Origin of the sequence: Campylobacter concisus, assembly GCF_902460875.1 — a bacterium.
Lineage (GTDB): Bacteria > Campylobacterota > Campylobacteria > Campylobacterales > Campylobacteraceae > Campylobacter_A > Campylobacter_A concisus_AA.
This window is the reverse complement of record NZ_CABPVR010000007.1, coordinates 237,323-240,113: the sequence shown is the minus strand read 5'-3', so window position 1 is coordinate 240,113 and position 2,791 is coordinate 237,323. Positions and strand designations below refer to the sequence as shown.

Annotated in this window: 3 protein-coding genes; all 3 read left to right on the top strand. The window is 31.9% G+C overall.

What is annotated here, in order from left to right; genetic code table 11:
• On the top strand, positions 1–1,018 hold a 1,018-nt coding region (locus F3H01_RS05035; protein WP_316349252.1), incomplete at its 5' end, for a type VI secretion IcmF C-terminal domain-containing protein.
• A gap of 9 nt (positions 1,019–1,027) precedes the next feature.
• Complete coding sequence (locus tag F3H01_RS05030) at positions 1,028–1,948, top strand: hypothetical protein (protein WP_149725048.1); 921 nt, start codon at positions 1,028–1,030, stop codon at positions 1,946–1,948.
• Positions 1,949–2,013: 65 nt separating this feature from the next.
• Positions 2,014–2,535, top strand: coding sequence for an Hcp family type VI secretion system effector (locus F3H01_RS05025; RefSeq protein WP_054195925.1), 522 nt, complete (start codon positions 2,014–2,016; stop codon positions 2,533–2,535).
• The last annotated feature ends 256 nt before the right edge of the window (positions 2,536–2,791 follow it).

Here is a 2,791-nt window from a genome sequence, read left to right as displayed (position 1 = left end):
TGCTTCAAGTGAGATAAAACGTGTTTTCAGCGATTTTAGTGCTAAATTTACTAACTATCATGCGTTAAATTCTAATGACTTGCTAGACATTATAAGTAATGATGTAACAAGCGTTTATAAAAAAGTTAGTGACTATAACTTCGAAATGCTTCAAAGTAACGATGATAAAATAGTTTATGCAATAAATGGCATAAAAAATGAAAATGACCCATTTGTTGTCTTAAATAATGATGCTAAGAAGCTTCCAGATGAGTTAAATGAATATTATCAAAAGTTATCGACACTTGCGTGGAAACAAGTAGAAAATGGCGCTTCAGCACTTTTATCAACAGCATATAGAGATGATGTTTTTGATGATTTTGAAAGTCTTATCAAGCCATTTTATCCATTTAACGAACAATCTCCAAAGGCTGTCAGTATAGAAGAATTTAAAAGATTCTTTGGCAAAAACGGAACTTGGAATAGCTTTTATGATAGATATCTAAAACAAATCTTAAGTAAAACTGCCGATGGTTATAAAATAAGACCAAAATATGCAAAAGAGCTAAGATTTAGCAGGGATTTCCTTAAAAATATTGCCTATATAGACAGAATTTCAAATTTAATGCTTGATTCAAATGATGAGCTAAAATTAAATTATAATTTAAAAGCTGTCGACTTATCGGCAAATTTTAGCCATATAAATATTAGCTATTCTAATAACTCTTTGACTTATGATCATACAATTGCCTCAAATTTGATGGTTTCAAGCAAAAATTTTGATATATCAACACAGTTTAAATTCAATGCAGTTTCAAGTACTGGAAGCGAGAGAAAAGAATTAAGCTTTGATGGAGAATGGGGCTGGTATAAGATATTAAAAGCTTCAAATTTTAGTAGTGTTGGCGTTAGTACGCTTAATTTTGATGGTAGAAGAGATTCATATTTTGGCTTTGAAGTAACACCAAATGGAGGAGAGCTTTTAGAGCTTATGGATATCATACCAACGATAAATTTACCAAAGAAGATGCTTTATTAAGGAAAAAATATGCAACAAATAACAGCAGTTATACAAAATTACGATAAAGCGTCAAGCTTTTCAGCTCAATTTATCATTTTTGATGAAAATGGCGGTGATATAGGCTCACTAGACACTACAAAATTTTCTTGTAATGATATGAGCGATTCAATCGCACCAAAACACGCTCATGTTGGATTTGAAGAGGGGGTTTTCACAATCTGTGGCTATAAAGATTGTGAAATTTTTTATAGTGATTCATATTCAAAGCTTCCAGATGACTATGAGAGCGTCATAAATTTGGGCGATGTCTTTAGGATAGGGGAGTTAAAATTTATATTTATAGACCCTTCTAGGATTGATGAATATATAGGAAAAGCCCATAAGATAATAGAAAATACGAAAAATTTTGACAAACTCGATGATAAACGTTTTGAGCCAGTTGGTAAAATTTCAAATGTTGATTTTAAAGAAGAGCCAAAGATAAACTCATTGATCAATGAGAAAAAAGATATCACTTTAAATGAAAATGCGCACGATGCAGTTTTAAATTTAAATGAAATGGCTCAAAATTTTGACGAAGAAGAAAATACAAATAATCAAAACATGCTGACTGCAAAAAGCATGGATGAGCTTTTGACAAAGATAGTTGAGAGTATAAAATTGCAACCAAATATGAGCCCTATAAGTGAGCAGACTAGGACTTTAAATACAAAAGATATGGAAACAATCATGAAAACTCTTCCTCTTAGTGATTCGACAGAACTAATAAATACTGTTTTGGTTAAGCTTATATGCAAAGAGCTATATAGTCAAATGTATGATATAGTCGAGAATAACTCATTTTTTAAATATCTTTCAGGAGCCGTACTAAAAAGTACTAAGGAAGATAAGGAAGCGTTTAATTACCTATTACATAAAGCTCTTCAAAGCTATATGTTAAAAAAGTAATGTTTTTAATAAAACAGAAAGTAAATAAAAGATAGAATAATCCAAACTTTTTAATAGGAGTAAATATGTCACAACCAGTGTATATTAAAGTGAAAGGTTCTACACAAGGACTTATTTCAAGTGGTGCTTCAACAGAAGCTAGTATAGGTAATCGCTATCAGTCAGGTCACGAAGATGAGATCATGGCTCAAGAGGTTTCTCATATAGTAACAGTTCCAACTGATCCACAAAGTGGCCAACCATCAGGTCAAAGAGTCCATAAGCCATTTAGTTTTACTACATCATTAAATAAAGCTGTTCCACTTCTTTACAATGCCTTAACACAAGGCGAAAGACTTCCAGAGGTTGAGATCTATTGGTATAGAACATCAACTAGTGGTGGTGCGGAGCATTTCTTTACTACAAAACTAGAAGATGCAACTATAACAGATATTACTCTAGTAAGTCCAAATGCTCAAGACAAGCTAAACAGCGACAAAACAGAGCTTTTCAAAGTTTCAATGAACTATAGAAAGATAGTTTGGGAACACGTAGCTGCAGGCACAAGCGGAAGCGATGACTGGAGAGAAGCTACTAAAAAAGCTTAAAACCAACCTAGGGTTTATCCCTAGGGTTAATAAAATCATCTTCTAGCTAGAAGGACATATATGAGCCCTTTTTATCTTTATCTTTTAAATTAATATGATATGTGAAATGCGATATGAAACACCTAGTTATAATCATATTTCTCATAACATCTTTATATTCACACGAAGCAAATTGTACGGATATGTTCGCTGCTATATTTGATAAAAATGTAAGTGATGAAAATACCACTAAAATCATAGATTACTATATAGACAA

What these genes read in the sequence shown, in the direction of transcription:
- F3H01_RS05030 (WP_149725048.1), top strand. Translation starts at nt 1,028, where the DNA reads ATGCAACAAATAACAGCAGTTATACAAAATTACGATAAAGCGTCAAGC.
- F3H01_RS05025 (WP_054195925.1), top strand. Translation starts at nt 2,014, where the DNA reads ATGTCACAACCAGTGTATATTAAAGTGAAAGGTTCTACACAAGGACTT.